Origin of the sequence: Thermococcus thioreducens, from assembly GCF_002214545.1 — an archaeon.
Taxonomy (GTDB): Archaea; Methanobacteriota_B; Thermococci; order Thermococcales; family Thermococcaceae; genus Thermococcus; species Thermococcus thioreducens.
In genome coordinates this window covers 1578052-1600883 of the sequence record NZ_CP015105.1, presented here as the reverse complement: position 1 = coordinate 1600883, position 22832 = coordinate 1578052, and the positions used below count along the sequence as shown (strand labels likewise).

The window sequence follows — 22832 nt, the reverse complement described above, 5'->3', positions numbered from 1 at the left end:
TTAGACGTAGAACACCATGCCGTCGTAGGCGACGAGAACCCTGTTCCCCCACCTCTTCCTCACGTACTCGGTCAGCTGGAGGAAGGGCAGGTTTTTGTGGGAGATGTGGCTGAGGACGGTCCTCTCGGCGGGCTCAAGCCCTATCTCAGCCGCCTCGTCAACGTTGTTGTGGTAGGGGTCGTCGGTCCCTGGGGGATAGGTTGCGTCAACTATCGCCAGTCTGAGCGGGGCCTTAGCTTTTAAAAACTCCCACGTCTCCTCTGGGAGGCCCTTGGTGTCGTAGATAAGGGCCACCCTCTTACCGTTCTCCTCTATGAGGTATCCGAGGGTCTCAACCTGATGGTTGAGCTTTAGGGCGGTGATTCTAAGGGTGTCGAGTTCAATCCCCTCGAAAGGTTTTATCGTTCTCGGCTGGAGGTTCTTGGGCTCGCGGAGGATTAGCGCATCGGCGTGGCCCGCAGGGGCGTAAAGCGGCGTTTCCATCGCCATCCATCTGAGCTTGTAGAGGCCATAGATGTGGTCGTGGTGCCAGTGGGTGAGGAAAATCGCCTCCAGCGGAACGTTCAGGAAGTCCCTTATGTCGGTTCCAACGTCGAACAGCACCGCCTTTCGGTTTTCGGTGATTATTGCCACCGTTGAGGGCAGCCTCTGGGCGAAGCCGAGCTTTCTTGCCTCGTTGCATGTCGGACAGGTGCATAGATGAGCAGGAATCCCCTCGCTTCCGCCGGTGCCGATGAAGTAGACTATCAAATCCACCACCTATTTCATGGCTGTGAAATAGTCCCCTTATAAGGATTGCCTCCAACTCCTGAACATGAGGTTCATAGCGGACATGATGCTCGGCCGGCTCGCGAGGTGGCTCCGGCTGTACGGCTACGACACGCTCTACGGCGTTGAGGACGACGATGAGATAATCAGGGTGGCCCTTGAGGAGGAGCGCGTTGTCCTTACCAGGGATTCTGGCTTAGCCGGGAGGGCGAAGAGGCTTGGCCTGAAGGTAATTCCCCTGAACTCAAACTCCCTGGAGGAGCAGATAAGGGAGCTTAAGGAGCACGGCATTGAGTTCAGGGAGCTGTTTCCTCCCAACGCGCGCTGTCCGAAGTGCAACGGTCTCATCCGGCCGATTTCCAGGGATGAAGTTAGAGGCAAGGTTCCCGAGAGCGTCTATCAAAAATACGACGAGTTCTACGTCTGCCAAAACTGCGGTCAGATTTACTGGCCGGGGAGGCAGTGGAGGGAAATGCTTAGGATAGACGAAAAGCTGAGGAGGGTTTAAAAGGTACACATCCACCGTTTGGTGGTGTTGGGATGGAGTGGAAAGAGTGGGAGCCGTTCTATATGAGGATCGTCCGCGAGATGGGCTACTCCGCTGAGGAAGATCGGGGGGCAGCGGAGCTGTTGAGGGCACTGCTGCTTGAGGGGGACGACTATATCCTGAGGGACGAGCTGGCGGCCGTCGTCGGGAGAAAGGCCTACGTCTTTGGCTGTGGTCCAAGTCTGGAGAAGGCACTGGCGGAGCACGACTTCTCCGATGGGACGCTGATAGCGGCCGATGGGGCAACCTCCGCACTCCTTGATGCCGGCCTTCTTCCAGATATAGTGGTTACGGACCTCGACGGCAGGATTCCTGACTTAAAGCTGGCCAACGACAGGGGGGCCTTTATGGTAATCCACGCCCACGGGGACAACGTGGAGAAGATGGCCGTTTACGTACCGATGTTTTCGAGGATACTCGGAACCTGCCAGACGGAGCCTCTGGACATAGTTTACAACTTCGGAGGCTTTACCGACGGCGACAGGGCCGCTTTTCTGGCCGAAGAGCTGGGTGCGAGGGAGATAGTTCTGGTCGGCTTCGACTTCGGCGAGATCGTGGGGAGGTGGAGCAAACCGGGCCTTCGAGCGCACTCGCCGGTCTGGGAGAGCAAGAGGAAGAAGTTTGAGTTTGCTAGGGAACTGCTGGAGTGGCTGGAGAAGAATGGAAGGGCGAGGCTAAAGTATCTGACTCCCGATGAGTAGGCTGTCTCAGAACCCAGCCACAAAGACCTTCTCGTCCTTTATGGCGCAGAAGAGGCCAGACCAAGAATCAAAAGAGGACAAGAAAGGTTGATTAGACCAAATCTTTGAGCTTCTTGACCTTTCCCGCCTTTATCTCGACGTAGCCGGTTCTCTTGAGGAAGCGGAGGACCTCTTCAACGGCCTTTGGGGAGTAGTTGATGACGAGGGTTCCTTTCTCTGTGGGTATCGAGATGGGTGAGGCCCTCACGAACGCCTTGACCAGCTCTTCCTCCGGAACCTTCTCGTTGCCGAGAGACTTGAGTATTTCCCCCGCCAGTATCGAGCGGCCTATCAGTGCAAAGTAAACCCTCAGCAGGTAGTCCTCCGGAAAGTAGCGCGATGCTATCTTCCCGAGGGTGTTTATCTTGGCTATGTCCAGCTCCAGTATCTCGAACTCGTACTCCATGGCGAGGTCTGTGAATGCGAACTGCTTGGCTATCTTCTCGGCGCTCTCGGGACTGTGGACGAGGTTAAATGGGAACTTGAACTCAAAATGGAGCTTTGTAACGTCAACCCCCTCCCTCAGCTTGATGACCCCGTCGCTGTACTCTATTGCCCCGTTCCTCGTTAGCTGGTCGAGGAGCTCTGCAACCCACGGGCCCTCCTGAATCAGGGTCTCGAACCTCTCGCCGACCTTGATGTGCTCCAGGATGTGGTTGAGGCTCTCTCTAAAAGAGAGGAACCCCTCCCTTAGTGCCTCTCTGTCGGCGCCCTCGATAACATCGATCTGCGCGCTTATCTCCTCAAGCGTTCCCTCAAGCAGATATCCAACAAAGGCCTCGTAGCCGAGTCTCTCATGAAGCTCGAACTTGATACCCTCCTTTCTCAGGTCTTCGAGAAACGACTTTCTTACCGCTTCGTTCTTTGTGACGAACCTCATTCTATCACCGGAACCGGAAACGGTTAAAAGCCTTATAGGTTTTTGGTTTCTGGGGGTGAGAGGATGGGCGAGAAGCAGTACCTGCTGGACAGGACCCTTGAGGCGTGGAAGGGCAAAAGGGTGGCTTTGGCGGTTAGCAACGAGCACTCCTTTACCGGAATCCTCGAAGACTTCGACGAGGAGGTCGTACTGATCCGTGACGTCTCCGACATAGCTGGAAACAAGGCAAAGGCGCTGGTGGTCAAGATAGAGGACATGAACTGGATAATGCTCCTGTGAGGGATTGAGATGAGGGCGGTTGCCTTTGTGGGTTTCAAAAAGAGCGGAAAGACGACGGCCGTTGAAGCCGTCGCTAAAGTGCTGAAGGAGAAAGGTTACCGTGTTGCCGTAGCGAAGAGCATGCACGCCGATTTTGACAGGGAAGGAAGCGACACCTGGAAGTTTTCGCGGATCGCTGATACCGTCGTGGTTCGAGCCCATGACACCGACGCGGTGCTCTTCAGGGCCGGGGACGTAAACGCTCTCTTCTCCATGGTCAACGCCGACTTCCTCCTGCTTGAGGGCTTCAAGTCCCTCCGGCACGTCCCCAAGGTGATATGCGCGAGGGACGCAGATGAAGTCAGAGAGCTCAACGACGGCCTAGCTATAGCGGTGAGCGGGGTTATAGCCTCAACCGGTGTTGGGGAGGTGGAAGGCCTTCCCGTGATAGATGCCACCAAAGAGCCAGAAAAGCTCGCCGATATCGTGGAGAGGAGGGCCTTCATGCTCCCCAACATAGACTGCGGCATGTGTGGATTCAAGTGTGCCGAGATGGCGAGGATGATAGTCAATGGCGAGAAAACCCTGAAGGACTGCGTCGTCCTCAGCCAGAAACCGAAAGTAACCGTCAAGATAGACGGGCAGATACTGCCGATGAAGGACTGGGTGCAGGAGCTGGTCGAGAAGACGATAAGGGGCATGCTGTCGAGCATGAAGGGCTACCGCGAGGGGAAGAGGATAGAGATAGTAATTAGGGAAGAGTAGACTTCCAGAATGAGCTTGGGACTAGCTCCACTATTTCCCCCGCTACTTCAAAGTCCCTGTCGAAAGTTGCAACCTTCTTTGCTCCATATTCGAGGGCAGTGGCTATTATTCTTGCGTCGTGGGGCAAGAGTTTGTAGAACCTCATTAGAACCAGGATTTTTGCCCAGTCACGGGAATCTGGAATGACCATGACGTCGAACCTATCTAGAACCGCAAGCGCTCGCTTCCCTGTTTCGTAAACAAATTCGAGGAGCTCCTCATTTTTTACGAGCCTCTTTTTGGGGCTGAGAATGGAGCTTATACCAAAGTTCCTTTTGACCTCACGCCTAATAGCAATAAAGAGAAACTCATCAACTACAGTGTCCGAAGTTATCTTCGGCTCGGTTGAGGTTAGTATCTCTTCGGCGAAATCAGCAAACTCTCCGTTGGTGGTGTAGTGGTAGAAAACGCTCGTGTCAATGTATATCACTGCTCATTCACCTCTGCCCTGAGTATTCTGAACTCTTCGCTTGTTCCACCCTCTCCAAACATTCCCCGCCTTACGGTTTTAGTAAGTTCTTTTATCTCCCGCTTTACCTCCTCAGCCTCAAGCAATTCCCGAACAGTCCTAACATCGAGTTCTCCAATGAGTTTTTTATCGTGAGGTCTTCCATACTCTCATTCACCTAGTCAGTAATTGGTTGTAATGCTTAAAACATTTAATGACTTTAACCCATCAGCACCTTAAATATCTCAATCCGAAGAAGCTGTGCCTGAAAAATAACAATGTTTATTCTTTTTCTACAATCCTTACCTCTCGGATTTTGTTCCCTTCCAGCACATACGCCCCGTAGTTTCCTTTCTCGTCAACTATCAGCCAGACGACCGGCCAGAGTCTCATGCCTTTCAAGTCCCTGCCACTCGGTCTCGGCGGGCACTTCAGGTGGGAATGGAAGATGCCGATAACCTCAAGTCCCCTCTCCCCGGCCTCGTCGATTGCCCTTACCATCTCGACCGGCTCCATCTCAAATGCTGTTGGGGAGTTCAGCCTGTTGGGAACGAAGCGAACCTCTTCGACGATGAAGTTTCCACCCTCCCTCCTTCCGAAGAGGAAGCCGCATACCTCGACGGTGCTCCTTTCTGCCATTTTGATAACTGTCTTTAAATCATCTTGTCGGATTATCAGTCCCATGATTAAAACTCCCCCGTTAGACTTATAAAGCTTGGAGATGTGACAACGCTCTGCCGGTGATACGATGAAATGGGCCCTTACCCTCCACGGCGGGGAAAGCCACGGTAAAACAATAGTCTTTGAGGCCGAAACGGCCGACGAGGCAAGAAGACTTGCGCTCCAGGAGCTGAGACGGAAGGAGGCGAGGGTCTTCGAGCTCGAAAAGATTGACTGATTCTCTCTGTCCTTCTTCCCACCTTCTCCCAAGGGCGTATTTCAGTGTCCTTCTATGGACGATATGCCGTTGGTGTGCATGGATGTACTTTTTGGGTTGTGAATTTTTGTCTATTCGTGGACATTAAAATACAATAATACTTATAAAGCTCCCCCAATGTTCCATCACTGCTGGTGATATGTGGGGGTGGTAATGTGCTGGTTAGGATCGTTTACTACTTCGACCACACGCTCCCGGAGGAGCGCATCGTGGTGACCAATGATGTGAGAAAGGCCGAAGAGATAGCCAGAGAGGAGATGAAAAAGCTAGGGGCCAGGGAGTACGAGGTTGAGTGGGTGGCCTGAACATCACCCGTGCCCTACTGTCTGCTCAAGTCCGTAGATTATCAGAATTAGCCCCATCCACGTCGCAATAAAGTAGGCCGTTATCGTGGCGAAGTGGAGCGGTATGGCAACCAGGAGCATGAGCCCGCCGGTCTTCAGCATCTCCGCGCCGGTGTCGTCGGACATCCGGGAGAGGGCGCGGTAGAGGAAGTAGAGGCTGAGGAACTGCAGGGTCAGGAAGACTGTGTGGACGGCGTTTATCACCGCGGGGCTGGTCTCCACGGGAGTTATTCCGAGTGTCCTGCTCCATCCGGAGATCCCGAGGGCTATCTTTGCCCCGTAGAGGGGGAGTGAGGCGATGAAAACGATGAGCGACCTTTTGAGTTCCTCCCTGTACTTCGGGAGCTCTCCCATGAGGAGCCAGAGGCCCACGAGGGCCAGCGGGTAGACGTACATCATCAGAATCAACGTCAGTGCAAAAAGAAGCTCAAGCCTTCTAACGTTCATGGGATCACCGTAGAAGAGTCGGTCTCAAAAGTTAAAAGGTTGAGGGGTTCAGCCGTTCTGGTTAGCCGTAACTTTTGTAAAGTTTGTAAACGTTGTTACGGCCAACCTTCCCCACTCCCGTCTTCATTGTGGGGCTTTCGGGGGGAACGGGAACTCCCCACATCTTCAGGAGCATTAACAGCCTCCATTCGGGCTTAACAACCCCACATACCGGAGACTGCTACGCCAACAAAAATAAGCATCCAAAAGTATTTAAAAATTACGAAAAACAAAGAAAACCCAAAAGTTCCACTTGCTACTATCCAGGAAACAGCCCGCCCTGCGCGAACGCTGATCTTGTGGTCAGCCGCGTGACTGCTTGAACTGCTCCTGAATCTTCCTGTAGTAATCCATGGTCTCCTCGCTCACGCTGGGGCCTATCTTCTTCATGGCCTCCTCGAAGTCCTTCATCGTCACCTTGACCTTCCCCCTTATCTCGTCGGCCTTCATGCCGGGCCTTATGATGCCCTCCTGGAGCGCTCTCCTCATGGCGAGCATCGCTGCCTCTCTCACCACCGCCTCGATGTCCGCACCGGTGTAGCCCTCTGTTCTCTTGGCAAGCTCTTCGGGGCTGACGTCTTCTGCCAGCGGAACCCTCCTCGTGTGCACCTTGAATATCTCCAGTCTGGCCTTCTCGTCCGGAGCTGGGACTAGTATGAGCCTGTCAAAGCGTCCAGGCCTGAGAAGTGCTGGGTCAAGGATGTCCGGCCTGTTGGTGGCGGCAATGACGACCACACCGCTGTTGCGCTCTATGCCGTCCATTTCTGTTAAAAGCTGGTTGATGAGCCTGTCTGTGACGCGGCTCATATCGCTCCCTCTAGCTGGAGCTATGGCGTCGATCTCGTCGATGAATATCACCGTCGGAGCCGCCTGGCGGGCCTTCCTGAATATCTCCCTGATGTTCTTTTCGCTCTCGCCCACCCACTTGCTGAGCACCTCTGGGCCCTTGATGGCTATGAAGTTGGCCTCGCTCTCGTTGGCGACGGCCTTGGCCAGGAGAGTCTTACCCGTCCCCGGCGGGCCGTAGAGGAGTATGCCCTTCGGTGGGGTTATGCCGAGCCCGAGGAAGGCCTCCGGGTACTTGAGCGGCCACTCCACTGCCTCTTTCAGCTCCTCCTTGACCTCCTCCAGTCCGCCTATGTCGTCCCAGCGGACGTTCGGAACCTCAAGGAGCACCTCTCTCAGAGCGGAAGGCTCGACCATCTTGAGGGCCTCGTAGAAGTCCTTCCTGGTGACCCTGAGCTCCTCAAGGACCTCCTTGGGTATGTGCTCGGCCTCGAAGTCGATCTTGCCCTCCTTGATGAGCCTTCTCAGAGCGGCCATCGCTGCCTCCCTCGCCAGTGCTGCGAGGTCGGCACCGACGAAGCCGTGGGTGACTTCAGCCAGCTCTTCGAGAAGTCCATCGATGAGCCTGGCCTTGACCTCGTCGTAGAGCCTCTCGTCTACGCCCCTGAGTATCTCCGGGATCTCCTCGTCCCTCGCGTTCTTGACCTTCATCAGGGCCCTCTCGGCGCTCTCGCGGTAGGCGTCGTTCCTCTCCAGCTCCTCCAGTATCCCTATTACCTTGCCCTTCCTGAACTCCGGCTCGATGGGCATTCCCCTGGTGTGTATCTGGAGTATCTCTTTCCTGCCGGCCTTGTCGGGGACGCCGACCTCAAGCTCGCGGTCAAACCTTCCTGGCCTCCTCAGTGCCGGGTCTATAGCGTCCGGCCTGTTGGTGGCGGCAATAACTATTACCTTACCCCTGCTCTTGAGGCCGTCCATCAGCGTGAGCAGCTGGCTGACGACTCTCTTCTCGACCTCGCCGTGGGTCTCTTCCCTCTTTGGAGCTATCGCGTCGATCTCGTCTATGAAGATTATCGCTGGAGCGTTCTCTTCAGCCTCCTTGAAGACCTCCCTGAGTCTCTCCTCACTCTCGCCGTAGTACTTGCTCATTATTTCTGGCCCGTTGATGGCTATGAAGTGGGCGTTTGCCTCGTTGGCGACGGCCTTTGCTAGGAGGGTCTTACCGGTTCCGGGCGGGCCGTAGAGTAAGACACCTTTGGGCGGCTCGATGCCGAGCTTCTCGAATATCTCCGGGTGCTTGAGCGGGAGCTCTATCATCTCCCTGACCTTCTGAATGACGTCCTTGAGGCCGCCTATGTCCTCGTAGGTGACTCCGAGGGCGGCGGTCTTGGAGACCTCCTTAACAGGTTTCTCGCTGACCTGGAACTCCGTGAACTCGGTTATCTGGACTATCCCGGCTGGAGTTGTCGCGGTGACTACGAAGGTCAGCTCCTGGCCGAGGATTCCGACCTTGATGTAGTCACCCCTGACGACCGGCCTTCCGACGAGCCTGCTGTGGAACCACTCAACGAAGTCGTGGCCGAAGCGAATCGGCTCGGTTGGTGCAACGATGACCTTCTTCGCCTCCTTGACCTCGGCCTTCCTCACGGTAACCTCATCGCCGAGGCCGACGCCGGCGTTCTTCCTTATGGTTCCGTCCATTCTGATGATGCTCAGTCCTTCATCCTCAGGGTAAGCCGGCCATACAACGGCAGCGGTGTTTTTGGTTCCGATTATCTCGATGATGTCGCCGCTCTGGACACCGATCTCGCGCATGGCTTTGCGGTCTATTCTAACTATTCCCCTGCCAACGTCACGCTGATAGGCAGAGGCAACCTTGAGCTTGACCTCCCTCTTTTCGGCCATTTTTCACCACCTCCACACTTTTCATGACCGATGATCGTGAGATTTAATGTTTTTATTTTATCAAGGGGTTGCAGGGGGCGGAGCCCCCTCCGGTGTTAAATTAAAGCGGGGCGTGGGGCGAAGCCAAGATGGAAAACAACGAAAGGTCACTCAATCTTGACCTCGAAGCCCTCGCCTTCACTCTTGCTCGGCTTCTTCTTGGGCACCTCTATCTCAAGGACGCCGTTGTTGTAGCGCGCTTTGGTCTTCTCTGGGATGACCTCCTCTGGAAGGCGAATGACCCTTCTGTAGCCGCTGTAGTAGCGCTCGATCCTTATTGCCCCCTCGGTCTCAAGCTCCTTCTCGCGCCTCACCTGGGCTTCGAGGTAGACGGTGTCCTCGGTAACGCGGAGTTTGATGTCCTCCTTTCTGACACCTGGTAGCTCGACGGTTATAACAAACCTGTCCCCGCGGTCGAAGATGTCCACGAAGGGCTCGCGCCAGGTCTCGCTGACGAACTCGTAGCGCTCTGGTTCGGCCTTCCAGAGTCTCGGCCCGCGCATGATGTCCCTGAATATGGCGTCGATCTCCTCCTGTATCTCCCTCATCAGGTCGAAGGGGTCCCAGTAGCGGTCCCTCCTCCAGACCATGCTCTCACCCCCTCAACCTTTTGGTTACCAGTAGTAACTAAAAGCTCAGGGTTTATAAAGTTTTTCGTCTTTTAATGTGCATCGGTGACTAAAATCTGAAAAGAACGGGGAAAGATCAAAGGTTGCTCAGCATGCGGACGAGCGGGTAGTAGATGTCATCGAAGCTCTCGTTTCCTCGGAGGGGATAGATGAACATGACCTCCTTTCCGTCCACCCTGACCTCCATCTCTCTGAGCTCGTTTACCAGGGTGAGCTCCGTAACTTCGAGCATGTCGCTGACTATCCGACCCCTCCCGAGAAGAGAACCCCTGCCGATGCCTTTATTCAACACCTCCTCAAGCCTGGGCCTTAGCCCGGTAACCCACTTCGGGCGAAACCTTCGTCTGGTTAGGGCCTCCATGGGTTCACCCCCTGGGGTAATGGGAGAAGAAGGGAAGGGGCGCTTGGCTACCACCCCCTTTTAGCTTATTGGCACGACCGACCTATTTTTCAGGGCGGATTCAAGGCACTGCCGCGTGCTGCTATCACCAACCGCAGGTTTCGTTAAAACCCTACGACTTTGAAAAATATTAGCTTTTCGGCCAACTTTTTGGAAGATTTGTCTGTTTATGTACATCCAAATGGAAAAGTTTGAGTTTTTGTTCCGGTCAGAGCTAGGTTTTTGTCATCATGTCCACCGGCTCTATGACGGAATCCTGGGACACGGGCCGGGCATCGTAGCCGAGTCCCCGGAGGATCCTCGCGAACTCCTCGGCGAAGCCGTAAACGGTGAAAACCATCTCCGGGTTTATTCTCTCCACGATCCTTATCAGCTCCCAGAAATCGGCGTGGTTGCTGAGTTTCAGCCTTCCAAAACCGGAAACCGTAAGCTCCCAGGGGGATAGGGAGTTCTCAACCCGGGGCGAGCGGTAGGAGCGAAGGACGACCTCGCCGTCGGCCGAGATGTTGCCGAACCTAACCCCGAACTTCGAATAAACGCGCACCACCTTGAGCATCTCCCTCGATGCTTTGACGGTGTAGCCGTGAAGGTCGAGTATCTTCATGACCTCCTGGGCTTTCCCCATTTGGTTGACGTAGAGAACCGGTCTTCTACCCCTCTCAAGGGCCTCCTCGACGAAGGCTATCAGCTTCTTCTCTGCTTCTCTCGGCGTTGGAAACGTGAAGCTTGGGACGCCGAAGGTGGCCTCGACTATTAGGAAGTCCGCCCTCGGAAAGCGGCTCTTCTCGGCCGTCCTGAGCTTGAACCACTTGGTGTCGCCGGTGTAAAACAGCGTCCCGTTTTCGAGCCAGAGCTTTATCCCGGCCGAGCCGAGCATGTGTCCGGCTGGATAGAGCTTCGCCTTGAAGTCGCCGATGTAGAACTTCTTCCCGAACTCGATTTCCCTGTAGAAGCCGCCCTTCCGGAGGTGGCTTAGGAACTTGGTCGCCCTGGTGGAGTAGATGACCTCACCGCTGACGAAGTGGTCAGTGTGGGCGTGGCTCTGGAAGGCGAGCTTTGCGGAGCTGTCGAGGCCAACTTTCCCTATTATCATCGTGTCTAGAATGAACCCATAACCCTTTTAGGACTTCTGGATGATGGATAATTTATCCAACGTCAAGCCCAACCTTTAGTTATGTAAAAGCTTTTTATATGCCGGCGCCCAAATAGGGGCAGGTGGTAGGCATGACTTTCGATAAGGAGAAGCTCGCGAAGATTAGGGAAGAGGAAAAGCGCTGGGACGAAACGACGGTTAAAAAGTTTATCGAGAAGAGGCCCGAGAGAAAGGAGAAGTTCATGACCGACGACGGTTTTGAGATAAAACGCGTTTACACTCCCGCTGACCTCGGTGAGGACTGGGATTACCTCGAAAAGCTCGGCTTCCCCGGTGAGTACCCGTTCACCCGCGGCGTCTACGCCACCATGTACCGCGGCAGGTTCTGGACGATGAGGCAGTACGCCGGTTTTGGAACCGCTGAAGAATCCAACAGGCGCTACAAGTACCTCCTGGAGCAGGGGCAGACCGGTCTCAGCGTCGCCTTCGACCTGCCGACGCAGATAGGCTATGACTCCGACCACCCGATGAGCGAGGGTGAGGTCGGAAAGGTCGGAGTTGCGATCGACTCCCTCTGGGACATGCGCGTCCTCTTCGACGGAATCCCGCTCGACAAGGTTTCAACGAGCATGACCATCAACTCGACCGCGGCAAACCTCCTCGCGATGTACATCCTCGTTGCCGAGGAGCAGGGCGTCGCCCAGAACCAGCTCCGCGGAACGGTTCAGAACGACATCCTCAAGGAGTACATAGCCAGGGGCACCTACATCTTCCCGCCCCAGCCGAGCATGAGGCTCACCACTGACATCATCATGTACTGCGCCGAGAACGTCCCCAAGTGGAACCCGATTTCGATAAGCGGCTACCACATCCGTGAGGCCGGTGCCAACGCCGTCCAGGAGGTCGCGTTCACTTTGGCGGACGGTATAGAGTATGTCAAGGCCGTCATAGACAGGGGGATGGACGTCGATAAGTTCGCCGGAAGGCTGAGCTTCTTCTTCAACGCCCACAACAACTTCCTTGAGGAGATTGCCAAGTTTAGAGCTGCCAGAAGGCTCTGGGCCTACATCATGAAGGAGTGGTTCAACGCCAAGAACCCGCGCTCAATGCTCCTGCGCTTCCACACCCAGACGGCAGGCTCAACCCTCACCGCCCAGCAGCCGGAGAACAACATCGTGAGGGTTGCTATTCAGGCTTTGGCTGCCGTCCTCGGCGGAACCCAGAGCTTACACACCAACTCCTACGACGAGGCGTTAAGTTTGCCAACCGAGAAGAGCGTCAGGATAGCCCTCAGGACGCAGCAGATCATCGCCTACGAGAGCGGCGTTGTGGACACCATAGACCCGCTCGGAGGCTCGTACTACATCGAGTGGCTCACCGACCACATATACGAGGAGGCCCTCAAGTACATTGAGAAGATTCAGAAGATGGGCGGCATGATGAGGGCTATCGAGCGCGGCTACATCCAGAAGGAGATAGCGGAGTCAGCTTACAAGTACCAGAAGGAAGTCGAGGAGAAGAAGCGCATCATCGTCGGCGTGAACGAGTTCATAGTTGATGAACCGCTCGACGTCGAGATACTCAAGGTCGACCCGAGCATCAGGGAGAAGCAGATTGAACGCCTTAAAAAGCTCCGCTCCGAGCGCGATAACAAGAAGGTCGAGGAGGCCTTGGACAGGCTCAGGAAGGCTGCCGAAACCGAGGACGAGAACCTCATGCCATACATAATCGAGGCCCACCGCCATTTGGCAACACTCGGAGAGGTCACCGACGTCCTCCGCGAGGTCTGGGGCGAGTACAGGGCCCCGCTGATATTCTGAGGTGGCTCTTCTTCCCTTTTATTTCCATCGCGGAAAACCTTAAAACCCCACGAAAAAGCTTAAAAAAGGATAGCCAAAGCATCAACAGGCATCATGATAATCCCGGGAGGTGTAGTTATGGCGAGAAACAAGCCGCTTGCGAAGAAGCTCAGACTTGCCAAGGCCGCGAAGCAGAACAGGCGCATTCCGGTCTGGGTCATCGTCAAGACCAACAGGAAGGTCATGACCCACCCCAAGAGGAGAATGTGGAGAAGGACCAAGCTTAAGGAGTGAGGTGATTTAGATGATCAAGCCCGGAGAGGAAGTCATATTCGTCGTTCCCATCAAGAAGATAAAGAAGCGCGTTCCGCGCTGGAAGAGGGCCCCGAGGGCTGCTCGCTTCGTCCGCGAGTGGATAGCCAGGCACGCCAAGGCCGACGAGGTCATCATAGGCACCGACGTCAACGAGAAGCTCTGGGAGCGCGGCGCCGAAAAGCCGCCCAGCAAGCTCCGCGTTAAGGTTGTTGTCGAAGAGGAAGAGGGCAAGAGGATTGCCAAGGTCTCCCTAGCCTGATCCCTTTTAATTTAAAGAGGTGACGAGATGCACATAGAAAGGCTCGATTTTGAGAACTCCCCGTATCTGGGCGTTTACGGAACTGCCACCGAGAGGGTAGTCCTTATCAGGGAGGGCCTCGGTGAGAGGAAGCTTGAGGTTCTCAGGGAGGTTCTCAAGGTTCCGCTCGTCGAGACGAGCATTATGAAGTCGCGCATAGTAGGCATATTCGCGGCCGGGAACTCCAACGCGATAGTCGTCCCGTGGTACGTCTGGGACGCGGAGCTGGAGAAGATAAACGGCCAGCTTAGGGAGCACGGGATAGATACAGAGGTGGTTCCCTTCCAGAGCACCCTCACGGCCTTCGGCAACCTGATTTTGGCGAACGACAGGGCGGCCCTGATAAGCGCCAAGTTCACCCGCGAGGAGGCCAAGAAGCTTGAGGACATACTCGGCGTCGAGGTCGAGAGGGGGATGATAGGCGACTTCCACGCCGTTGGAAGCGTTGGGGTGGTCACCAACAGGGGCGGTTTGGTTCACCCCGAGGCGACCGATGAGGAGCTTGAGTGGCTCCGCGACCTCTTCAAGGTCGATATTTACGTCGGAACCGCCAACATGGGCGTTCCCTTCGTTGGCTCCTGCATGCTTGCCAACTCTCACGGTGTCGTCGTTGGACACCTAACAACTGGACCCGAGATCGTGAAGATTGAGGAGGCTTTGGGATTCCTTGACTGATGGTGGAGGTGTGAGGAATGGAGGTTAAGGTCTTCCGCGTTAAGGGCGTGTTCGAGAGGAACGGAAAGAGGGAGAGGTTCACCAGGGAGTACCGTGGCCTTAAGAAAGAGGACGTCATCGAGATACTCTACTCCGAGGTCGGCAGCAAGCACCGTGTCCCGAGGAACAAGATATGGATCGAGAGCGTCGAGGAGATAAAGCCCGAAGAGGCCGAGAACCCGATAGTCAGAAAGCTGAGCGGCCTCTGATTCCCTTTTCTCTTCTCCAGCAACTCGAACTCACTCTAAGCGATTCTTCACGGGGAAGTTTGGAAGAGATGTATAGGATCAGGTCTCCTCTCCCCTCCAGCCGAGAACCCTCGACTGGTAGTGCCTCTTTGGGAATATCTCCAGCGGGTCGATTCCCCTCTCGCGGAGGACGTGCCTGAGCTCGACCTCGTAGTCCGCCTTTTCTAGCTCCTCGCTCTCGCGGATTTCAACGACGAAGAGCCTCTCTGTCAGCTCGCGTATCGTCTTGTAACCGAGGCCGAGCAGGGGCCTTATGTAGGCGACGTTAAAGCGGTCCTCCAGGGAGCGGGCCCTCGGCAGGTCGAGGAAAGGAACCCTGTCGTCCCTCCTCGTCCCGTCGCTGACCCTCTCGACCTCCGGAAGCGATGCCAGCGCCTCTAAAGCCTGCTCATGGATGAACTGTATTGCGTTGTTCGGGTGGCCGTCGCTTACTGCCATATCCGCCGCCCTCTCCAGAACCTCGCGCGGCAGGTAGAGAACCTGGTGCTCGAAGCCGAGCCGTTCGGCAGTCTCCCTCGCGAATCGCCAGTTGTCGAGAGTGCCAAAGCTGACGGTAACCAATCTCACCTCGTAGCCGAGCCTAGTTAGAATCCACGCACTCAGGCTTGAGTCCTTGCCGCCGGAGTAGAGATGATGGACGATCATGGCAGTCCCCCATTTTGAGTGTCCGGAGCTCCTTATTAACCTCACCCCGAAATGGTTATTAGGCCAAGAATGTAATACCATGTTGGTGAAGGTAATGCCAGTTGTGACAAAGAAATACCAGGTCACGATCCCCAAGGAGGTGCGGGAGGCACTGGGGATAAGGGCCGGGGACGAGGTGGTCTTCGTCCGTGAAGGTGACAGGTACGTTCTGATGAAACTAACCGACCTCCTCAAGGAGCTTAGCGAGATAACAAAGGACATAGACGAGACCGTTGAGGAGGTCAGGCAGGGACTTGCGAGGGGTATAGAGCGGTCTCTTCGCGAGCTGGAGGGAGGGGAATGAAAATAGTCCTGGACACAAACGCCTTCAACAACAGTACTTTTTTAGAATGGTTGATGGAATCGAGTCTTGAACCCGTTACGAGCTCCGTCGTCTACATGGAACTGCTCTACAGATACGCCCGACGAAAAGGCCTGCCCGAAGCGAAGAGCAAGTTAATGGCAATCTTTGATTCTCTGGGAATTAAAGTTATGGGATTTGATGAAACCTGCGCTGAACTTGCCGTGAATTCCGCTATCGGTCACTGGGACTTCTCCAAAAACGCCAGGGATTACATGATAGGTGCCTTGGCGCTGAAACTCAACGCCCCGCTGATCACTTACAACAAGAAGCACTTCGGATGGCTTCCTGAGGTCTTCACACCAGAAGAAGCTATGGAGCACTTCAGTAAATAGCTTTAAAAGGCCAACCTTTTTAAAGCCCTCTACCGCGAGAGCTAAGAGGTGAGAGAGATGGAGAAACGCTTACCCGGAAAGGTGAGAAGGGCGATAAGGGCGAGATACTACGACATCCCCCCGCGAGCCTGGATAGGTAAGAGGGGACTGGATGAGGGTGTGATTGAGGAGATAAACACCCAGCTTGAGAAGGACGGCATCCTTAAAGTGGAGATCAGAAAAGGTGCGCTCATCTCAACCGGCCTCGACAGGAAGGAGCTGGCCGAGAAGGTGGCCGAGCTCACCGACAGCGAGCTCATAGAAGTTCGCGGCAAAAGGTTTATATTGTTCAAACCGAGGGAAGGTTGGGAAAAGTATTTAAGGAAGCTCCAGAGAAAGGAGCTTTCGAAGGAAAAGCGGGAGGAGAAGCCCGTTAAGAAAGTCAGGCTCGATATCGCTCAATTCAGGAGGAAATTCAAGAAGGGGAGGGATTGAAAGATGGCGACCGTTTACGACGTTCCCGGTGATTTGCTCGTGGAGAGGGTTGCAAAGGCTCTCAAGGAGATCGAGGCCATAAAGCCGCCCGAGTGGGCCCCGTTCGTCAAGACCGGCAGGCACAAGGAGCGCCTTCCGGAGCAGGAGGACTGGTGGTACTACAGGGTTGCAAGCATCTTCAGGAAGATCTACATCGACGGCCCGGTCGGAATCGAGAGGCTCCGCACCTGGTACGGCGGCAGGAAGAACCGCGGGCACGCCCCGGAGCACTTCTACAAGGCCGGCGGGGGCATCATAAGGAAGGCCCTCCAGCAGCTTGAGGCTGCCGGCTTCGTCCAGAAGGTTCCGGGCGAGGGCAGGATTGTCACCCCGCAGGGACAGAGCTTCCTCGACAAGATTGCCACCGAGCTCAAGAAGGAGCTTGAGGAGCAGATTCCGGAGCTCAAGAAGTACTGAGGGCTCTGCCCTTTTCCCTTGTTAGCTTCTGTCTGACCTTTCTCCGGTTCTCAGAACCCAATACCTTTTTAACCGGAGGCCTAACCTTAGCATGGGGGTGAGAGGATGGCCGAGGACATAGAGGAGATCAGGAAGCGCAAGCTCATGGAGCTTCAGAAGAAGTATCTTGAGCAGCAGAAGGCTCAGGAAGAGGCCATAAGGCAGGAGATGGAGCTTGAGGCTCAGCTAGATGCGATAATGAGAAGGATCCTCACGCCGGAGGCCAGGGAAAGGCTCGGAAGGGTGAAGCTCGTTAAGCCAGAGCTCGCGAGACAGGTTCAGCTCGTCCTCGTCCAGCTCTACCAGGCCGGACAGATAAGGGAGCCCATAGACGACGCCAAGCTGAAGAAAATACTCGCCCAGATTGACGCAAGGACGAGACGGGACTTCAAGATTAAATGGTAGCCAGAAGGTGCCTTCATGGACGCCAGGGAGATAGTCAAAATACTGGACGAGAAGGGAGAGGTTAGTCTTGAAACCTGGAAGGCCGTCTCGGTTAAGAAGAACAAGGACGGAACCGTTGATGTTCTCTACAGGAACCTGCACGTTGGGACTGACGATGACCCTGTATTCCTCTGGATTTACGCCAACATAGTTGAGGACGACTGGGACGTCCGGGTTCTGGAGCGGATAACCTTCAAGCGCGAGGACCTCGCCTGGTTACTCCGCTACGTTGTGAAAAAAGGAGAAGGTTTATAAGGGCTTTATAAAATAGCCGGCCGGTTGGGGGTGTTTGAGTGAGCAAGCGTAGGGTCTGCCCGGTCTGCGGCTCGACGGAGTTCATCTACGACCCGGGTAGGGGAGAGGTCGTCTGTAAGGTTTGCGGTTACGTTATTGAGGAGAACGTCATAGATATGGGCCCCGAATGGCGCGCTTTTGACGCGAGCCAGAGGGAGAAAAGGGCGCGCGTTGGTGCCCCGGAGAGCATTCTTCTGCACGACAAGGGTCTTTCGACCGACATCGGCATAGACAGGAACCTCTCCGGACTTATGCGCGAGAAGATGTACAGACTTAGAAAGTGGCAGTCCCGCTTGAGGGTAAGCGATGCGGCCGAGCGTAACCTTGCCTTCGCTTTGAGCGAGCTGGATAGAATAGCCTCACAGCTCAAGCTCCCGAGGCACGTTGAGGAAGAGGCCGCGAGGCTCTACCGTGAGGCCGTCAGGAAGGGCCTCATAAGGGGACGCTCCATAGAGAGCGTCATAGCGGCATGTGTCTACGCCGCCTGCAGACTCCTCAAGGTTCCGAGAACCCTCGACGAGATAGCCGACATATCCCGTGTTGACAAGAAGGAGATAGGCAGGAGCTTCCGCTTTATTGCCAGAAACCTCAACCTCACGCCAAAGAAGCTCTTCGTTAAGCCCACTGACTACGTCAACAAGTTCGCCGATGAGCTGGGGCTCAGCGAGAGGGTGCGGAGGAGGGCCATAGCCATACTTGACGAGGCCTACGATAAAGGACTGACGAGCGGAAAGAGCCCCGCGGGTCTGGTTGCGGCGGCGCTATACATTGCCGGTTTGCTTGAGGACGAGAAGAGGACCCAGCGGGAAGTTGCGGAAGTCGCCCGCGTCACCGAGGTCACCGTCAGAAACCGCTACAAGGAGCTTGTGGACAAGCTCAACCTTAAGATTCCGGTTTAAGTTTGAAATAAAAAGGCGAAGTTCAGCGCTTCCCGAACCAGCTCTCAAGGGTTGACTGCTTTCCTGCCTTTACAGCTTTTTTCAGCCTCTCAAGGCCGTTTTTTACCCTCTCCTCACTGAAGTCGTGCTCGTCGCAGAGGAACTTGAGGATTCCCCCCTCGTCGGGTTCACGCCACTTGAGCTCGTACTCGTCTGTGACAGGTGGATTGAGGAAGAACTCCTTTATCGCGTAGAGGTCGACTTCGCTCTCTTTGTTGTACTTCTTCAGCGGGTCTTTGCTCCGCTTAACGATGGTGAGGGCCTTCTTGGGCCCGATGCCCTTTATCCCCCCGGGATTGTAGTCCGTGCCGACCAGTATGGCCATCTCGATGAGCTTCTCCCTGTCCACGCCGAGCTCCCTGAGAACCTCCTCAAGGACTATCAACTCGGGCCGGACATCAACGTAGACGTTCTTTCCGGGGAGCTTTCTCCTGCCGGTTATTGTCACGTTCCTCACGAGCCGGGGCGCACCGAAGAGGAGCGAGTCGTAGTCCTGACTCGCGGAAGCGTAGACCTTCTTTTTGGCGGCCATGTAGGCGGCCTGGGCCTCACCCTCGCTCGGCGCCTGAATTACGGGAATTCCCATCAGCTCAAGGAGCCTTTTGGCGTCGTTTATCAGTTGATCGTTGACTCTGGTTGCACGCATCGCGTACTTCTTGGCCTCCTCAAGGTCCCCGCGCTCCAGAGCCTCGTACCACTTCTCCTCGGCCTCTTTCCTGGCCTCACGGCGCTTCTCTATCTCCTTCTTTTTGAATTCCGGGGACTTCCCGTCAAAAACATACGCTGGCTTTATTCCTGCCTCCATAAGGTTGATGTTCCTGTAGAAGAGCCCGCTCAGGTGGGAGGTTATCCTCCCGCGGGAGTCCATGAGCGGCGTTCCATCGCGCTGTCTTATTGTTGAGAGGAACTGGTAAACGGCGTTGAAGGCATCTACCGCCACCTTCCTGCCATAGAGGTTCTCGAGTTCTATCTCTTTCTTAGGGATTAACTCACCTATCTGTACGCCCATAACACCCACCTAAGAAAAATTGGGGGAGCAATATTTTAGCCTTTGCCTCGGCCTACTGGATTGCTCACCACCCCTCAGAGAGGGGAAGGCTTGTCATCGGCCCCTGTGCTCCATAAGGAATTCCTCGTGCTGTGTAATGCGCTTTCTTTCCTGGACGTATATCCAGCCCATTACAAACATCAGGAGGGACATCCCCACGAGGGTTGTCCACTCAATCCTGCTGTAATCGAGGGTCACCACTATTTTTCTCACTATTGCCAGAACACCCAGCTCGACAACGTTGCGCATACTAACATGGTGGTCTTTAATGTACATCGCCAATAGCTCAAATATTTCAAGGAATATTATCACGAGGACTATCTGGTGGAGAACGGTCTCGACGTCAAAGTTATTAAAGGAGTTTATGACCAGTCTCCACATTATGTAGACTATATACGCCATCGTGAGCGTTGCGAGTGCGATAACCACTACATCAAAGAGAACGTTTAGCCACGTCATTACAGACCTCCCGATTTCTGTCGGTTGTCTCATCTGAGCCCACCCTGTGATAGCACGTCCCGAAAAAGAAAAGGTTTTCGGGATATCTGGGCTGGTTCGGGGACATGCCAACGTTCAGAGCTCAAGGCCATCCGGGTGTTCTAAATATTAGGTGCCCAACCTTCGGTTCTTTTAACGTCCGTCGAGCTTTTTATCGTCAAAAAGAGAAGGGAAAAGTTATAACTCGTTTTACGGACGTGAAACTGTGACTTTCATTCAGGTGAGGTGGTTGAGATGGATGGGAACCTGGAAGCTCTCTTTAGACCCAAGAGCATCGCCGTCATCGGCGCTTCTGAAAAACCGGGCAAGATAGGATACGCTGTTATGAAAAACCTCGTTGAGTACGGCTACGATGGGAAGATATACCCGATCAACATCAAGGGTGTTGAGATTGAGATAAACGGGAGAAAGTTCAAGTCCTACAGGAGCATCCTTGACGTCCCGGACGAGATTGACATGGCGGTCATCGTCGTTCCGGCCAAGTTCGTTCCGCAGGGCGTCGAGGAGGCCGGAAAGAAGGGTGTCAAGGTTCTCCCAATAATAAGCTCTGGCTTCGGTGAGCTCGGCGAAGAGGGCAAGAAGGTCGAGAGGCAGATAGTTGAGATAGCGCACAAGTACGGCATGAGAATACTCGGCCCGAACATCTTCGGTGTAGTCTACACACCCGCCAAGATGAACGCTACCTTCGGCCCGACCGACGTCATGCCGGGTAGCCTCGCCCTCATCAGTCAGAGCGGAGCGCTCGGAATAGCCCTCATGGGCTGGACGATCCTTGAGAAGGTTGGCCTTTCAGCGGTCGTCAGCGTCGGAAACAAGAGCGACATCGATGATGCCGATCTGCTTGAGTTCTTCAAGACCGACGACAACACCAAGGCGATTCTCATATACATGGAGGGCGTCAAGGATGGAAGGCGCTTCATGGAGGTCGCCAAGGAGGTCAGCAAGGAGAAGCCGATAATCATCATCAAGGCCGGAAGGAGCGAGCGCGGCGCCAAGGCCGCCGCTTCACACACCGGTTCGCTTGCCGGTGCCGACAGCATCTACACAGCTGCCTTCAAGCAGAGCGGCGTTCTCAGGGCTCTAACCATCGGTGAGGCCTTCGACTGGGCGAGAACACTCAGCAACCTGCCGGAGCCGGAGGGAGAGAACCTCGTCATTCTCACCAACGGCGGCGGAATAGGAGTTATGGCCACCGATGCGGCCGAGGAGGAGGGGCTGCACCTCTATGACGACCTCGATGAGCTGAGGGTCTTCGCCAACCACATGCCGCCCTTCGGTTCCTACAAGAACCCCGTCGATCTCACAGGAATGGCCGGCGCGGAGAGCTACGAGGGTGCCGTCAGAGACGCCCTCGCCAACCCGAACATGCACAGCATAGCCGTCCTCTACTGCCAGACGGCCGTGCTCGACCCGCGTGACTTGGCCAAGATAGTCATCCGCGAGTACAACGAGAGCGGCAGGAAGAAGCCCCTCGTCGTTGCAATCGTCGGCGGCATAGAGGCCAAGGAAGCCATCGACATGCTCAACGAGGAAGGAATCCCTGCATATCCAGAGCCGGAGAGGGCCATAAAGGCCTTAGCCGCGCTCTACCGCTGGAGCAGGTGGAAGGCCAGGCAGAGGAGGGAGTGATTCCCCTCTCCCATTCTAATTCTTCGGTTTGTTGTCCGGTTCTCCCGGCAAGTGTTTTTAACGTGCACTTCTCAGATAACTATGGGGAGCCCCTATGCTCGTCGCCCTGATCTCGGACATCCACTCCAACCTGGAGGCGCTGAAGGCCGTGTGGCGGGAGGTAAGGAATGCCGATGTCATTCTCTGCATGGGTGACCTGGTCGGCTACGGGGCGAGCCCAAACGAGGTCGTAGAGTTCGCCCGAAGGCAAATGGAGAAGAGAACCTTCCTCTGCGTACGCGGCAACCACGACAACGCGGTGGCGTTTGGCCTCGACTGGGGCTTCAACCCCTACGCGAGGCAGGCTGTGAGGTGGCACCAGCGGGTGATGACAACGGAGAACCTTGAGTTCCTCAGGGGGCTACCGATAAGGCAGCTCTTCACAGATGATACCGGTAGGAGCTACCTCCTCATCCACGGCTCGCCGCGTGCTCCCTTGGATGAGTATCTGTTTCCCTGGTTCTCGGATTTGGAGTTGCGCTCCGTTCTCAGCTACGTCAGGCAGGACGACCTGCTCGTCGGCCACACCCATGTCCCAATGCTGAGGGTGATAGACGGCAGGAGGGTTATAAACCCCGGCGGCGTCGGCCAGCCAAGGGACGGCGACTGGAGGGCGGCCTATGCGCTGATCGACACCGAAAGGGAGCCGCCTGACAACGTTGAGTTCCACCGGGTAGAATACGATGTTGATTCTGCAGCGGAGAAGATAATAGAAGCGGGACTTCCAAGGTTCTTGGCAATGAGGCTCTACGAGGGATATTGAGAGGGGGGTCACTCCCCCGGAGTCTGGGACTCCTCCTCAGAGAGCCTTCTCTTTATCGCCCCGACCCTCCTGAGCTTGGACTTGACCGCGAGCTTGCCCGAGTCTATTATGATTACCTCGCCGATGCTCTTAACCGCGCTCACCGGTATGAGGAGAAGACCCTCGTGATCGGTGACAAATTCGCTCGTATCGAGATCCTCATCGGGCTCGGCAACTATCACAAGAATATCGCCGGTTTCCTCATCGAAGCTGAGGTCATAGACCCAGCCGAGCCTTATGCCGGTGTCGGTTATCAGCTCCACGTCCCTAAGCTTGGAGGCTATTATCTTGACCATTTTCGCCACCCCTCGGTTTAATCGTGTAAGTTCTTGGGCACCAACGTATAAAACTTT

Annotated in this window: 34 protein-coding genes; 20 read left to right on the top strand and 14 right to left on the bottom strand. The window is 55.2% G+C overall.

Features of this window, described 5'->3' with window-relative positions; all coding sequences use genetic code 11:
* On the bottom strand, window positions 1–750 hold the full coding sequence (locus A3L14_RS08815) for an MBL fold metallo-hydrolase (RefSeq protein ID WP_055430349.1): 750 nt from the start codon (window positions 748–750) through the stop codon (window positions 1–3).
* Between the two features lie 64 nt (window positions 751–814).
* Here A3L14_RS08815 and A3L14_RS08810 point away from each other — a divergent pair, with 64 nt between their 5' ends.
* On the top strand, window positions 815–1276 hold the full coding sequence (locus tag A3L14_RS08810) for a Mut7-C RNAse domain-containing protein (RefSeq protein ID WP_055430350.1): 462 nt from the start codon (window positions 815–817) through the stop codon (window positions 1274–1276).
* Window positions 1277–1308: 32 nt separating this feature from the next.
* Window positions 1309–2016, top strand: a complete 708-nt coding sequence (locus A3L14_RS08805) for a 6-hydroxymethylpterin diphosphokinase MptE-like protein (protein ID WP_055430351.1) — start codon at window positions 1309–1311, stop codon at window positions 2014–2016.
* 91 nt (window positions 2017–2107) lie between these two features.
* Here A3L14_RS08805 and A3L14_RS08800 read toward each other — a convergent pair whose 3' ends face one another.
* Window positions 2108–2935 carry a hypothetical protein gene (locus A3L14_RS08800; protein WP_055430352.1) on the bottom strand — a complete coding sequence of 276 codons (828 nt, stop codon included), beginning with the start codon at window positions 2933–2935 and terminating at the stop codon, window positions 2108–2110.
* A gap of 63 nt (window positions 2936–2998) precedes the next feature.
* Here A3L14_RS08800 and A3L14_RS08795 point away from each other — a divergent pair, with 63 nt between their 5' ends.
* Both A3L14_RS08795 and A3L14_RS08790 read left to right on the top strand, forming a co-directional pair.
* Window positions 2999–3214: an LSm family protein gene (locus A3L14_RS08795; RefSeq protein WP_055430353.1), complete on the top strand. Its 216-nt coding sequence runs from the start codon at window positions 2999–3001 to the stop codon at window positions 3212–3214.
* A 9-nt stretch (window positions 3215–3223) separates the two neighbouring features.
* The gene (locus A3L14_RS08790) at window positions 3224–3958 is read left to right on the top strand and encodes a molybdopterin-guanine dinucleotide biosynthesis protein MobB (protein WP_055430354.1); all 735 of its coding nucleotides are present in this window, start codon (window positions 3224–3226) and stop codon (window positions 3956–3958) included.
* Here the strand turns inward: A3L14_RS08790 and A3L14_RS08785 are convergent.
* From A3L14_RS08785 to A3L14_RS08780, 3 genes are all read right to left on the bottom strand, one after another.
* Window positions 3945–4427 (bottom strand): type II toxin-antitoxin system VapC family toxin, encoded by a 483-nt coding sequence (locus tag A3L14_RS08785; RefSeq protein WP_055430355.1) that lies wholly within the window; start codon window positions 4425–4427, stop codon window positions 3945–3947. The two genes, A3L14_RS08790 and A3L14_RS08785, sit on opposite strands and share 14 nt — an antisense overlap.
* A complete protein-coding gene (locus A3L14_RS12020; protein WP_257789380.1) occupies window positions 4424–4552 on the bottom strand; it encodes a hypothetical protein in 129 nt (42 codons plus the stop codon). The genes A3L14_RS08785 and A3L14_RS12020 overlap by 4 nt, the downstream gene beginning before the upstream one ends.
* Window positions 4553–4727: 175 nt before the next feature.
* Window positions 4728–5129: a M67 family metallopeptidase gene (locus A3L14_RS08780; RefSeq protein WP_055430356.1), complete on the bottom strand. Its 402-nt coding sequence runs from the start codon at window positions 5127–5129 to the stop codon at window positions 4728–4730.
* A 64-nt stretch (window positions 5130–5193) separates the two neighbouring features.
* On the opposite strand from A3L14_RS08780, the gene A3L14_RS11855 reads away from it, so the two are divergent.
* Together A3L14_RS11855 and A3L14_RS11850 are read left to right on the top strand one after the other, a co-directional pair.
* Complete coding sequence (locus A3L14_RS11855; RefSeq protein WP_162840160.1) at window positions 5194–5343, top strand: hypothetical protein; 150 nt, start codon at window positions 5194–5196, stop codon at window positions 5341–5343.
* A gap of 194 nt (window positions 5344–5537) precedes the next feature.
* Complete coding sequence (locus A3L14_RS11850; RefSeq protein WP_162840161.1) at window positions 5538–5687, top strand: hypothetical protein; 150 nt, start codon at window positions 5538–5540, stop codon at window positions 5685–5687.
* A gap of 3 nt (window positions 5688–5690) precedes the next feature.
* On the opposite strand, the gene A3L14_RS08775 is transcribed toward A3L14_RS11850, so the two are convergent.
* The 5 genes from A3L14_RS08775 to A3L14_RS08755 form a co-directional block, all read right to left on the bottom strand.
* Window positions 5691–6173 carry a hypothetical protein gene (locus tag A3L14_RS08775; protein ID WP_055430357.1) on the bottom strand — a complete coding sequence of 161 codons (483 nt, stop codon included), beginning with the start codon at window positions 6171–6173 and terminating at the stop codon, window positions 5691–5693.
* Between the two features lie 342 nt (window positions 6174–6515).
* Window positions 6516–8903 (bottom strand): CDC48 family AAA ATPase, encoded by a 2388-nt coding sequence (locus A3L14_RS08770; protein WP_074631132.1) that lies wholly within the window; start codon window positions 8901–8903, stop codon window positions 6516–6518.
* 146 nt (window positions 8904–9049) lie between these two features.
* On the bottom strand, window positions 9050–9532 hold the full coding sequence (locus tag A3L14_RS08765; RefSeq protein ID WP_055430048.1) for an Hsp20/alpha crystallin family protein: 483 nt from the start codon (window positions 9530–9532) through the stop codon (window positions 9050–9052).
* A 115-nt stretch (window positions 9533–9647) separates the two neighbouring features.
* On the bottom strand, window positions 9648–9932 hold the full coding sequence (locus A3L14_RS08760) for a hypothetical protein (RefSeq protein ID WP_055430049.1): 285 nt from the start codon (window positions 9930–9932) through the stop codon (window positions 9648–9650).
* A gap of 253 nt (window positions 9933–10185) precedes the next feature.
* Window positions 10186–11064, bottom strand: a complete 879-nt coding sequence (locus tag A3L14_RS08755; protein WP_055430050.1) for an MBL fold metallo-hydrolase — start codon at window positions 11062–11064, stop codon at window positions 10186–10188.
* Window positions 11065–11195: 131 nt separating this feature from the next.
* Between A3L14_RS08755 and A3L14_RS08750 the strand changes: the two genes are divergently transcribed.
* From A3L14_RS08750 to rpl18a, 5 genes are all read left to right on the top strand, one after another.
* Entirely contained in the window at window positions 11196–12884 is a 1689-nt protein-coding gene (locus A3L14_RS08750; RefSeq protein ID WP_055430051.1) for an acyl-CoA mutase large subunit family protein, read from the top strand.
* Window positions 12885–13001: 117 nt separating this feature from the next.
* Window positions 13002–13157, top strand: a complete 156-nt coding sequence (locus tag A3L14_RS08745; protein WP_014013574.1) for a 50S ribosomal protein L39e — start codon at window positions 13002–13004, stop codon at window positions 13155–13157.
* A gap of 10 nt (window positions 13158–13167) precedes the next feature.
* Window positions 13168–13437: a 50S ribosomal protein L31e gene (locus tag A3L14_RS08740; RefSeq protein ID WP_055430052.1), complete on the top strand. Its 270-nt coding sequence runs from the start codon at window positions 13168–13170 to the stop codon at window positions 13435–13437.
* A 27-nt stretch (window positions 13438–13464) separates the two neighbouring features.
* Window positions 13465–14151, top strand: coding sequence for a translation initiation factor IF-6 (locus A3L14_RS08735; protein ID WP_074631133.1), 687 nt, complete (start codon window positions 13465–13467; stop codon window positions 14149–14151).
* A gap of 17 nt (window positions 14152–14168) precedes the next feature.
* Window positions 14169–14399 (top strand): 50S ribosomal protein L18Ae, encoded by a 231-nt coding sequence (rpl18a, locus tag A3L14_RS08730; protein WP_055430053.1) that lies wholly within the window; start codon window positions 14169–14171, stop codon window positions 14397–14399.
* Between the two features lie 78 nt (window positions 14400–14477).
* Here rpl18a and A3L14_RS08725 read toward each other — a convergent pair whose 3' ends face one another.
* Window positions 14478–15083 (bottom strand): DUF7411 family protein, encoded by a 606-nt coding sequence (locus A3L14_RS08725; RefSeq protein ID WP_055430054.1) that lies wholly within the window; start codon window positions 15081–15083, stop codon window positions 14478–14480.
* A gap of 94 nt (window positions 15084–15177) precedes the next feature.
* On the opposite strand from A3L14_RS08725, the gene A3L14_RS08720 reads away from it, so the two are divergent.
* The 7 genes from A3L14_RS08720 (at window position 15178) to A3L14_RS08690 (ending at window position 18424) form a co-directional block, all read left to right on the top strand.
* Window positions 15178–15426, top strand: a complete 249-nt coding sequence (locus A3L14_RS08720) for an AbrB/MazE/SpoVT family DNA-binding domain-containing protein (RefSeq protein WP_055430055.1) — start codon at window positions 15178–15180, stop codon at window positions 15424–15426.
* Window positions 15423–15818 (top strand): type II toxin-antitoxin system VapC family toxin, encoded by a 396-nt coding sequence (locus A3L14_RS08715; protein WP_055430056.1) that lies wholly within the window; start codon window positions 15423–15425, stop codon window positions 15816–15818. Before A3L14_RS08720 ends, A3L14_RS08715 begins: the two co-directional genes overlap by 4 nt.
* Before the next feature lie 57 nt (window positions 15819–15875).
* Entirely contained in the window at window positions 15876–16292 is a 417-nt protein-coding gene (locus tag A3L14_RS08710; RefSeq protein WP_074631134.1) for a YhbY family RNA-binding protein, read from the top strand.
* A 3-nt stretch (window positions 16293–16295) separates the two neighbouring features.
* A complete protein-coding gene (locus A3L14_RS08705) occupies window positions 16296–16748 on the top strand; it encodes a 30S ribosomal protein S19e (RefSeq protein ID WP_088886124.1) in 453 nt (150 codons plus the stop codon).
* A 105-nt stretch (window positions 16749–16853) separates the two neighbouring features.
* Window positions 16854–17192: a DNA-binding protein gene (locus A3L14_RS08700; protein ID WP_055430058.1), complete on the top strand. Its 339-nt coding sequence runs from the start codon at window positions 16854–16856 to the stop codon at window positions 17190–17192.
* A gap of 15 nt (window positions 17193–17207) precedes the next feature.
* Window positions 17208–17486, top strand: coding sequence for a hypothetical protein (locus A3L14_RS08695; RefSeq protein WP_055430059.1), 279 nt, complete (start codon window positions 17208–17210; stop codon window positions 17484–17486).
* A 38-nt stretch (window positions 17487–17524) separates the two neighbouring features.
* A complete protein-coding gene (locus A3L14_RS08690) occupies window positions 17525–18424 on the top strand; it encodes a transcription initiation factor IIB (protein WP_055430060.1) in 900 nt (299 codons plus the stop codon).
* Window positions 18425–18446: 22 nt separating this feature from the next.
* Here A3L14_RS08690 and fen read toward each other — a convergent pair whose 3' ends face one another.
* Together fen and A3L14_RS08680 are read right to left on the bottom strand one after the other, a co-directional pair.
* Window positions 18447–19472, bottom strand: a complete 1026-nt coding sequence (fen, locus tag A3L14_RS08685; RefSeq protein WP_055430061.1) for a flap endonuclease-1 — start codon at window positions 19470–19472, stop codon at window positions 18447–18449.
* 93 nt (window positions 19473–19565) lie between these two features.
* Window positions 19566–20003: a phosphate-starvation-inducible PsiE family protein gene (locus A3L14_RS08680; RefSeq protein WP_055430062.1), complete on the bottom strand. Its 438-nt coding sequence runs from the start codon at window positions 20001–20003 to the stop codon at window positions 19566–19568.
* Between the two features lie 240 nt (window positions 20004–20243).
* On the opposite strand from A3L14_RS08680, the gene acs reads away from it, so the two are divergent.
* The gene (gene acs, locus A3L14_RS08675) at window positions 20244–21638 is read left to right on the top strand and encodes an acetate--CoA ligase alpha subunit (protein WP_088886123.1); all 1395 of its coding nucleotides are present in this window, start codon (window positions 20244–20246) and stop codon (window positions 21636–21638) included.
* 94 nt (window positions 21639–21732) lie between these two features.
* Window positions 21733–22440: a metallophosphoesterase family protein gene (locus A3L14_RS08670; protein WP_055430064.1), complete on the top strand. Its 708-nt coding sequence runs from the start codon at window positions 21733–21735 to the stop codon at window positions 22438–22440.
* Between the two features lie 8 nt (window positions 22441–22448).
* Here A3L14_RS08670 and A3L14_RS08665 read toward each other — a convergent pair whose 3' ends face one another.
* On the bottom strand, window positions 22449–22775 hold the full coding sequence (locus A3L14_RS08665; RefSeq protein ID WP_055430065.1) for a PRC-barrel domain-containing protein: 327 nt from the start codon (window positions 22773–22775) through the stop codon (window positions 22449–22451).
* Between the last annotated feature and the right edge of the window lie 57 nt (window positions 22776–22832).

Coding starts and splice junctions, on each gene's coding strand:
- A3L14_RS08800 (WP_055430352.1), bottom strand. CDS start 2,935: ATGAGGTTCGTCACAAAGAACGAAGCGGTAAGAAAGTCGTTTCTCGAA.
- A3L14_RS08695 (WP_055430059.1), top strand. CDS start 17,208: ATGGACGCCAGGGAGATAGTCAAAATACTGGACGAGAAGGGAGAGGTT.
- A3L14_RS08740 (WP_055430052.1), top strand. CDS start 13,168: ATGATCAAGCCCGGAGAGGAAGTCATATTCGTCGTTCCCATCAAGAAG.
- A3L14_RS11855 (WP_162840160.1), top strand. CDS start 5,194: ATGAAATGGGCCCTTACCCTCCACGGCGGGGAAAGCCACGGTAAAACA.
- A3L14_RS08780 (WP_055430356.1), bottom strand. CDS start 5,129: ATGGGACTGATAATCCGACAAGATGATTTAAAGACAGTTATCAAAATG.
- A3L14_RS08735 (WP_074631133.1), top strand. CDS start 13,465: ATGCACATAGAAAGGCTCGATTTTGAGAACTCCCCGTATCTGGGCGTT.
- A3L14_RS08665 (WP_055430065.1), bottom strand. CDS start 22,775: ATGGTCAAGATAATAGCCTCCAAGCTTAGGGACGTGGAGCTGATAACC.
- A3L14_RS08715 (WP_055430056.1), top strand. CDS start 15,423: ATGAAAATAGTCCTGGACACAAACGCCTTCAACAACAGTACTTTTTTA.
- A3L14_RS08765 (WP_055430048.1), bottom strand. CDS start 9,532: ATGGTCTGGAGGAGGGACCGCTACTGGGACCCCTTCGACCTGATGAGG.
- A3L14_RS08720 (WP_055430055.1), top strand. CDS start 15,178: ATGCCAGTTGTGACAAAGAAATACCAGGTCACGATCCCCAAGGAGGTG.
- A3L14_RS08725 (WP_055430054.1), bottom strand. CDS start 15,083: ATGATCGTCCATCATCTCTACTCCGGCGGCAAGGACTCAAGCCTGAGT.
- A3L14_RS08680 (WP_055430062.1), bottom strand. CDS start 20,003: ATGAGACAACCGACAGAAATCGGGAGGTCTGTAATGACGTGGCTAAAC.
- fen (WP_055430061.1), bottom strand. CDS start 19,472: ATGGGCGTACAGATAGGTGAGTTAATCCCTAAGAAAGAGATAGAACTC.
- A3L14_RS08790 (WP_055430354.1), top strand. CDS start 3,224: ATGAGGGCGGTTGCCTTTGTGGGTTTCAAAAAGAGCGGAAAGACGACG.
- rpl18a (WP_055430053.1), top strand. CDS start 14,169: ATGGAGGTTAAGGTCTTCCGCGTTAAGGGCGTGTTCGAGAGGAACGGA.
- A3L14_RS08755 (WP_055430050.1), bottom strand. CDS start 11,064: ATGATAATAGGGAAAGTTGGCCTCGACAGCTCCGCAAAGCTCGCCTTC.
- A3L14_RS08745 (WP_014013574.1), top strand. CDS start 13,002: ATGGCGAGAAACAAGCCGCTTGCGAAGAAGCTCAGACTTGCCAAGGCC.
- A3L14_RS08775 (WP_055430357.1), bottom strand. CDS start 6,173: ATGAACGTTAGAAGGCTTGAGCTTCTTTTTGCACTGACGTTGATTCTG.
- A3L14_RS08705 (WP_088886124.1), top strand. CDS start 16,296: ATGGCGACCGTTTACGACGTTCCCGGTGATTTGCTCGTGGAGAGGGTT.
- A3L14_RS08810 (WP_055430350.1), top strand. CDS start 815: ATGAGGTTCATAGCGGACATGATGCTCGGCCGGCTCGCGAGGTGGCTC.
- A3L14_RS08700 (WP_055430058.1), top strand. CDS start 16,854: ATGGCCGAGGACATAGAGGAGATCAGGAAGCGCAAGCTCATGGAGCTT.
- A3L14_RS08710 (WP_074631134.1), top strand. CDS start 15,876: ATGGAGAAACGCTTACCCGGAAAGGTGAGAAGGGCGATAAGGGCGAGA.
- A3L14_RS08795 (WP_055430353.1), top strand. CDS start 2,999: ATGGGCGAGAAGCAGTACCTGCTGGACAGGACCCTTGAGGCGTGGAAG.
- A3L14_RS08770 (WP_074631132.1), bottom strand. CDS start 8,903: ATGGCCGAAAAGAGGGAGGTCAAGCTCAAGGTTGCCTCTGCCTATCAG.
- A3L14_RS08670 (WP_055430064.1), top strand. CDS start 21,733: ATGCTCGTCGCCCTGATCTCGGACATCCACTCCAACCTGGAGGCGCTG.
- A3L14_RS08805 (WP_055430351.1), top strand. CDS start 1,309: ATGGAGTGGAAAGAGTGGGAGCCGTTCTATATGAGGATCGTCCGCGAG.
- A3L14_RS08760 (WP_055430049.1), bottom strand. CDS start 9,932: ATGGAGGCCCTAACCAGACGAAGGTTTCGCCCGAAGTGGGTTACCGGG.
- A3L14_RS08750 (WP_055430051.1), top strand. CDS start 11,196: ATGACTTTCGATAAGGAGAAGCTCGCGAAGATTAGGGAAGAGGAAAAG.
- acs (WP_088886123.1), top strand. CDS start 20,244: ATGGATGGGAACCTGGAAGCTCTCTTTAGACCCAAGAGCATCGCCGTC.